The organism is Methylobacterium sp. WL103 (assembly GCF_008039885.1).
Taxonomy (GTDB): Bacteria; Pseudomonadota; Alphaproteobacteria; order Rhizobiales; family Beijerinckiaceae; genus Methylobacterium; species Methylobacterium cerastii.
Map to the genome: position 1 here is coordinate 1 of NZ_VRUX01000240.1, position 6,214 is coordinate 6,214.

Genomic DNA, 6,214 nt, shown 5'->3' on the forward strand with positions numbered 1-6,214 from the left:
GGCCGAGCCGGCGCAGGGCCCCGGGGCGTTGCCCGGCCCCGCACCGGTCCCGTATAGGGCGAGGCCGGCGGCCAACGCGGTGACGAGGCCGGCGCCGACCGCGGCGCCCATCAATCGTCCAGGCATCATCGTTGCGTCCCTAAGAGCATTTCGAGCGCGGTGGATGCCGGCTCGCGTCAAGGAAATGCCACCACACGAAACGCTCTTGCGCGAGCGGAAGGATCGGGAAGACCATGAGCAACCGGATGTGGGGCGGACGCTTCGCGAGCGGCCCCGCCGAGATCATGGAGGAGATCAATGCCTCCATCGGATTCGACAAGCGCCTCGCGCCCCAGGACATCCGCGGCTCGCTGGCGCACGTCGCGATGCTGGGCGCCCGAGGCATCCTGCCGGCCGACGATGTGGCGGCCATTCAAGACGGACTCAAGGCGGTCCAGTCCGAGATCGAGGCCGGCACCTTCGTGTTCCGGCGTGAACTCGAGGACATCCACATGTCGGTGGAGAGCCGGCTCACCGAGATCGTCGGGCCGTCGGCCGGGCGCCTGCACACCGCGCGCTCGCGCAACGACCAGGTCGCCACCGACATGAAGCTGTGGGTGCGCGACACCCTCGACAACCTCGACGCGCAGGCCGCCGGGCTGCAGCAGGCGCTGGCCGAGAAGGCGCTGGCGCATGCCGGCACCGTGATGCCGGGCTTCACCCACCTGCAATCGGCCCAGCCGGTCACCTTCGGGCACCATTGCCTCGCCTACGTCGAGATGCTGGCGCGCGACCGCGGCCGCTTCCGGGACGCGCGCGCCCGGCTCAACGAGTGCCCGCTGGGGGCCGCCGCCCTCGCCGGCACCTCGTTCCCGATCGACCGGCACGCCACGGCCGCGGCGCTGGGCTTCGACCGCCCGACGGCGAACTCGCTCGACTCCGTCGCCGACCGCGACTTCGCCCTGGAATCGCTCTCGGCCGCCTCGATCTGCGCGATCCACCTGTCGCGCTTCGCCGAGGAGCTGGTGGTGTGGACCTCGGCTCAGTTCGACTTCGTCAGGCTGTCGGACGGCTATACCACCGGCTCCTCGATCATGCCGCAGAAGCGCAACCCGGATGCGGCGGAGCTGGTGCGGGCCAAGAGCGGGCGCATCGTCGGCGCCCTGATGGGCCTGCTCACCGTGATGAAGGGCCTGCCGCTGGCCTATTCGAAGGACATGCAGGAGGACAAGGAAGGCACCTTCGACGCGCTGCAGGCGCTGTCGCTGTGCCTTGCCGCGATGACCGGCATGGTCCGCGACCTCGAGCCGAACGCGGGCGTGCTCGCCTGCGCCGCCGGCTCAGGTTACAGCACCGCGACGGACCTCGCCGACTGGCTGGTGCGGGAACTCGGGCTGCCGTTCCGGCAGGCGCACCATGTCACCGGCCGCCTCGTCGGCGTCGCCTCGGGCAAGGGCGTCGGGCTGGAGGCGCTGTCGCTGCCCGAGATGCAGGAGGCCGAGCCGCGGATCACGCAAGCCGTCTACGCGGTGCTGGGCGTCGAGAACTCGGTGGCGAGCCGGGTCAGCTTCGGCGGCACCGCGCCGGCCAACGTCCGCGCGCAGGCCGAGGGCTGGCTCGCACGGCTCGCGGAGCCGGTTGCCTGAAAATGGTGCAGAGCAACCGGAAGCCGGGTTCGTGCGTTCACGGTCCAGCTAGGTAAGCTCTGCTACACCGGCGCGAGCGCATCGGAGACCGCAGCATGCCCGTCGAGAGTTGGACGAAGCCGGAGGAGACTCCGGCGCTCGCCGCCACCGCCACCGCGATGATCGATGCGGCGCTCGTCGGCTCCGGCCTGTCGCGCGACGCCTACTGGGCCGCCGTGCGCAAGGGCTACAACACGCCCTACAACGATCCGCAGCCCAAACCCGCGCCTGCCCCGACTGCGCCGCCCCCCCCGGTGCGGATCGACCTCGACGAGGTTCCGGCCCTGCCGGTGGCGGCGATGGCGGCCCAGAACGCCGCCACCGAGATCCACGCCGGCTGACGGCGGCAGGTCGCCGCCATGCAGGTCGCCGGCATGCAGGTCGCCGCCATCTTGCCCAACCGTCGCCCAAGCTTCATGACTTCCTGAGGCCGGTGCCGGCTTCGAACCGGCCGAGGCTTCGGCGTGCGGGCCGCGCCGACACGCTGACCGGGACGTGATGATGCGATTTGCCCTTTGCCTGCTTCCGTTCGGCGCCCTCACGCTGGCGGCCCTCCTGCCTGCCGGCGGTGGCCGGACCCTCGGGATCGCCTCCGCCTCCGCGCAGGAGGCCGAAGCCCCCGAGGCAGCCACGCCGAGCCGCCGCCGTCGAGGCGGCCGCGATCGGACGGCCAAGGCGACGCCGGGCAAGGCTGCGCCGACGCCGCCCGGCATGCAGCAGGCGACGCCGGTGGCGATCTTCGGCGATTGGAACGTGTTCGCCAGCGGCCAGGGAAGGACCCGCCTGTGCTATGCGATCGCGCAGCCGCAGACCCGCTCGCCCGCCACTCTCAAGCGCGACACCGCCTACCTCTTCGTCACCGTGCGCAAGGGCGAGAACGTCCAGAACGAGATCGCGGTGATGCTGGGCTTTCCCTCCAAGCCCGCCGCGGCGCAGGCCAAGCCCGGTGCGGCAGCCGCCCCCACCGACCCGGCGATCACCCTGGGCAGCGCCCGCTACGGGCTCGTGGTCAAGGACGGCAACGCCTGGCTGCAGAACCCTTCCGAGGAAACCCGCGTCGTCACCGAGATGAGCGGCCGGGTGCCCAAGCTCCTGGTCAAGACCGTCTCGATGCGCGGCAAGCCGACCAGCGACGAGTACGCGCTGGCCGGCTTCGGCGAGGCGATGAAGCGCACGCGCGAGGAGTGCAAGTAGGAGCGGGACCCGGCTTGCCGGCGCCCGTGCCGTCATGCCTGCCTGATCCCGGTGCGTCGGGTGCGGCCCCCCTCTCCCCGCGGGCGGGGAGAGGCCTGCAGGCACCTCGTCGTGCCTGCAGGAAGCGGAGGCGAAGCCGAAGCGGCGGTGAGGGGGAGTCGACGAAGGAGGCTCGTCTGTCGATTCCCCCTCACCGCCGGCTGCCGCATCGCTTCGCCGACGAAGACGTCGGAAGATCTCTCTCCCCGCGTGCGGGGTGAGGGGTGCGCGGCAACCTCAAGGATCGCGTGTCTTCGGGGGTGAAAAAACCCGGTCCCTTAGACGGCGGCCAGCCTCCCGCCGCCCTGCCCTAACCCCGCCGCCGTCCGCGTGGTGCGGGCCCGGAAGCGCTCGCGGGCGGCGCGGGCTGCCTGCTCGGTGCTGCGGAAGACCGTGCCGTCGAGGTCGTCGAAGGCACGGGCCGAGGAGAAGAAGCGCACGCCGCCGGGCTCAGGTACGGCGATGCCGGCGGCGATCTCGCCAACTTCGATGATCCGGGTCGGCGGCGGCTCCGCGTGCAGGCGGTTGCGGGCGCGTTGGGCCAAATGGTCGGCGAAAAGATCGTGCGGCGGCGCGGCCTGCGCGGCCGGATGAAGCTGAGGCATGGAATTCTCCCGGGGCCGTTCGTGGGCCGGCGTTGCAGGGCGGTCGGATCGTCCGTCGGCGCATGCGTCAGCCGCGACAGCGACGGCGGTGCATCGCACCCTGCAGGGGGAGAGCGGACTTCGAAGCGTATCGGATCACGAAAAAGCCCTCCTGACGATGAAGGACCGCCGGACGGCGTTGTCCGGCAGTGCTTTAGCGTTTGATGACGCGGCGCAAGCGAGGCTCTTCAAATCACCGCGGCCGGCGATGCTTGGCATCGCCCTGCCTGACTAAGATGGACATTGCAGGCCTCCGCGTCAAAGGAAGCCGTTTCCGTTTTTCCGAAGGTTTCGGGCAAAAAACGCGCGTCGCCGCCCGCACCGGCAGCCCGATCCTGCCTCAGGCCTGCGCGGAGGTCGCAGCAAGGGTCTCGGCCGGAAGCGCGGCCAGGAGCGCGGAGAGGTCGCGGTGGTCGCGGTAGACCCGGGCGGCGCCGGCCGCCAGCAGGTCGGCGCCGTCGCGGTCGTGGCCCCAATGGCCGCCGCCGGCGAAGCCCAGCACCCGCATCCCGGCGGCCCGCGCTGCGGTGACGCCGGGCACGCTGTCCTCGATGACCAGGCAGGCGTCGGGGGAGAACCCCATCCGCGCGGCGGCGTGCAGGAACAGGTCGGGGAACGGCTTTCCGCGGGCGACCTCGACAGCCGAGTAGATCCGCCCCTCGAACAGCGGCAGCAGGCCGGTGAGGCCGAGCGAGTGGCGCAGCCGCACGGGATCGCTGCTCGAGGCGACGCAGGTCGGCAGCGACAGGGCCGCGACGGCGTCGGCGATCCCGGCCATGGCCTGTAGCTCCGCGTCGAAGATCGCCAGGGTCTCGGCCTTCACCGCCGCGACGAAGCCCTCGGGAGCCGTCACGCCGTAGTCGCGTTCGACGTGGCCCATGATCGAGGTCATGGAGGTGCCGGCGAAGCGCGCCCGCACGGTCTCGACGTCGATTGCGACGCCGATGCGGTTGAGCCCGGCGGTGAGGCAGGCGAGGCTCAGGGGCTCGCTGTCGACCAGAACGCCGTCGCAATCGAAGATCACGAGGGCCGGCGCCGGGGCCTGTAGGCTTATGCTCACGGAAGGTCGGTTCCTGTCGCCGGGATCGCCCCTGTGGCACGGCGGGCGCGGGCGCGGCAACCGCTTGCGCGGCGCGGGCGGGGCTCGTAACCCCCTCAGGACCGGCCGACGAGCGTGCTCCCGAGACCCCGCGATGTTCCGTTTTCTCCTGCGCTTTCTCGGCTTCGTGCTGCTGGCCGGCGGCTTCGTCGCCCTGGTCTACGACGGGGCGCGCTCGGTCGCGAACAACGGCCTGCGGATCACACCTCTGAGCGAGCTGCTGTTCACCCTGTTCAAGGACAAGGCGAACGCGCTCCAGGGCGCGGTCGAGGGCGTCGCCCCGTGGCTGTGGAACCTCGCGGTGCTGCCGCTGACGCTGGCGCCGGCCTCGCTGCTCGGCCTCGGCCTCGGCGCGGTGCTGCTCTGGCTCGGCCAGCCGGCGCGCGAGCCGATCGGGTTCCTCACGCGCTCCTGACGGCGTCCGCTTCATGAACCGGGCAGGCGACCCCATATCAGGACATCATCCGACCCCGCCCGAAGGACGCCCGATGCTGCACCTGTTCCGCAAGAAGGCCGAGATGCCGAGCCCGGCCGACGCCCTGCCCGGCCGCCCCGATCCGCTGCCGACCGCCGAGACCCACTTCGTCAACGGCAACCCGCTGAAGGGCCCGTATCCGCCGGGCATCGAGACGATCGGCCTCGGCTTCGGCTGCTTCTGGGGCGCCGAGCGCAAGTTCTGGCAGCTGCCCGAGGGCGTGTTCGTCACGGCGGTGGGCTACCAGGGCGGCTTCACCCCGAACCCGACCTACGAGGAGGTGTGCTCCGGCCGCACCGGGCACAACGAGGTCGTGCTGGTGGCCTTCGACCCGATGGTGCTGCCGCTGGACGCCGTGCTCAAGACCTTCTTCGAGAGCCACGACCCGACGCAGGGCTACCGCCAGGGCAACGACGTCGGCACGCAGTACCGTTCCGGCATCTACCTCACCGATCCCGCGCAGGAGGCGACGGCCAAGGCCGTCCGCTCGGCCTACGCCGCGGCGCTGAAGGCCCGGGGCTTCCCGGACATCACCACCGAGATCGTCTCCGGCCAGACCTTCTACTTCGCGGAAGGCTATCACCAGCAGTACCTCGCCAAGAACCCGGCCGGCTATTGCGGCCTGGGCGGAACCGGCGTGGCCTGCCCGATCGGGACCGGCGTGGCGGCCTGAAGGCTTGGAACGTCAGCCTGCGATCCGTTCGCCGGGTTCCGTACCCGTCCGCATCGACGCCTGGCTCTGATCGAGACCACGCATCCCCTCGCCCCGCCTGCGAAGAGAGGGCTTTGACGACCTCGTCGTCGGCAAAGCGAGGCGGCAGCCGAGGGTGAGGGGGCCGACCCGGAAGAGGCTCGTCCGGCTCCGACCCCCTCGCCGCCGCTGCGGCTTCGCCTCCGCTTCCCGCACGGACGACGACATCCGTGCGGGCCTCTCCCCGCGAGCGGGGAGAGGGGAAGTGCGCTCCACCCGTCGAACGTGCGTGCAACCCTCAGGACATCCGCTCCACCGCGATCGCCGTCGCCTCGCCGCCGCCGATGCAGAGCGCGGCGATGCCCCGCCGTCCGCCGGTGCGGGCGAGCGCGGCGAGCAGCGTGACGA

Annotated in this window: 7 protein-coding genes; 5 read left to right on the top strand and 2 right to left on the bottom strand. The window is 71.4% G+C overall.

The features are described from left to right. Positions 1–233 precede the first annotated feature (233 nt). The 3 genes from argH to FV222_RS14975 all read left to right on the top strand — a co-directional run bounded on the left by argH (position 234) and on the right by FV222_RS14975 (position 2,858). The gene (gene argH, locus FV222_RS14965; RefSeq protein ID WP_147814888.1) at positions 234–1,625 is read left to right on the top strand and encodes an argininosuccinate lyase; all 1,392 of its coding nucleotides are present in this window, start codon (positions 234–236) and stop codon (positions 1,623–1,625) included. 95 nt (positions 1,626–1,720) lie between these two features. Further along, complete coding sequence (locus FV222_RS14970) at positions 1,721–2,005, top strand: hypothetical protein (RefSeq protein ID WP_147752434.1); 285 nt, start codon at positions 1,721–1,723, stop codon at positions 2,003–2,005. Positions 2,006–2,162: 157 nt separating this feature from the next. Beyond that, positions 2,163–2,858, top strand: a complete 696-nt coding sequence (locus FV222_RS14975) for an invasion associated locus b family protein (RefSeq protein WP_147814890.1) — start codon at positions 2,163–2,165, stop codon at positions 2,856–2,858. Between the two features lie 317 nt (positions 2,859–3,175). Here FV222_RS14975 and FV222_RS14985 read toward each other — a convergent pair whose 3' ends face one another. Both FV222_RS14985 and FV222_RS14990 read right to left on the bottom strand, forming a co-directional pair. Then, positions 3,176–3,502, bottom strand: coding sequence for a hypothetical protein (locus FV222_RS14985; protein ID WP_238271128.1), 327 nt, complete (start codon positions 3,500–3,502; stop codon positions 3,176–3,178). Between the two features lie 379 nt (positions 3,503–3,881). Further along, complete coding sequence (locus FV222_RS14990) at positions 3,882–4,601, bottom strand: HAD family hydrolase (RefSeq protein ID WP_238271130.1); 720 nt, start codon at positions 4,599–4,601, stop codon at positions 3,882–3,884. Between the two features lie 133 nt (positions 4,602–4,734). Here FV222_RS14990 and FV222_RS14995 point away from each other — a divergent pair, with 133 nt between their 5' ends. Both FV222_RS14995 and msrA read left to right on the top strand, forming a co-directional pair. Then, positions 4,735–5,055: a PetM family of cytochrome b6f complex subunit 7 gene (locus FV222_RS14995; protein ID WP_147752432.1), complete on the top strand. Its 321-nt coding sequence runs from the start codon at positions 4,735–4,737 to the stop codon at positions 5,053–5,055. Positions 5,056–5,131: 76 nt separating this feature from the next. After that, on the top strand, positions 5,132–5,788 hold the full coding sequence (msrA, locus tag FV222_RS15000; protein WP_147752437.1) for a peptide-methionine (S)-S-oxide reductase MsrA: 657 nt from the start codon (positions 5,132–5,134) through the stop codon (positions 5,786–5,788). Positions 5,789–6,214 lie beyond the last annotated feature (426 nt).

Bases quoted from the DNA above. Each gene is read 5' to 3' on its own strand.
- argH (WP_147814888.1), top strand. From the start codon at position 234: ATGAGCAACCGGATGTGGGGCGGACGCTTCGCGAGCGGCCCCGCCGAG.
- FV222_RS14970 (WP_147752434.1), top strand. From the start codon at position 1,721: ATGCCCGTCGAGAGTTGGACGAAGCCGGAGGAGACTCCGGCGCTCGCC.
- FV222_RS14975 (WP_147814890.1), top strand. From the start codon at position 2,163: ATGATGCGATTTGCCCTTTGCCTGCTTCCGTTCGGCGCCCTCACGCTG.
- FV222_RS14985 (WP_238271128.1), bottom strand. From the start codon at position 3,502: ATGCCTCAGCTTCATCCGGCCGCGCAGGCCGCGCCGCCGCACGATCTT.
- FV222_RS14995 (WP_147752432.1), top strand. From the start codon at position 4,735: ATGTTCCGTTTTCTCCTGCGCTTTCTCGGCTTCGTGCTGCTGGCCGGC.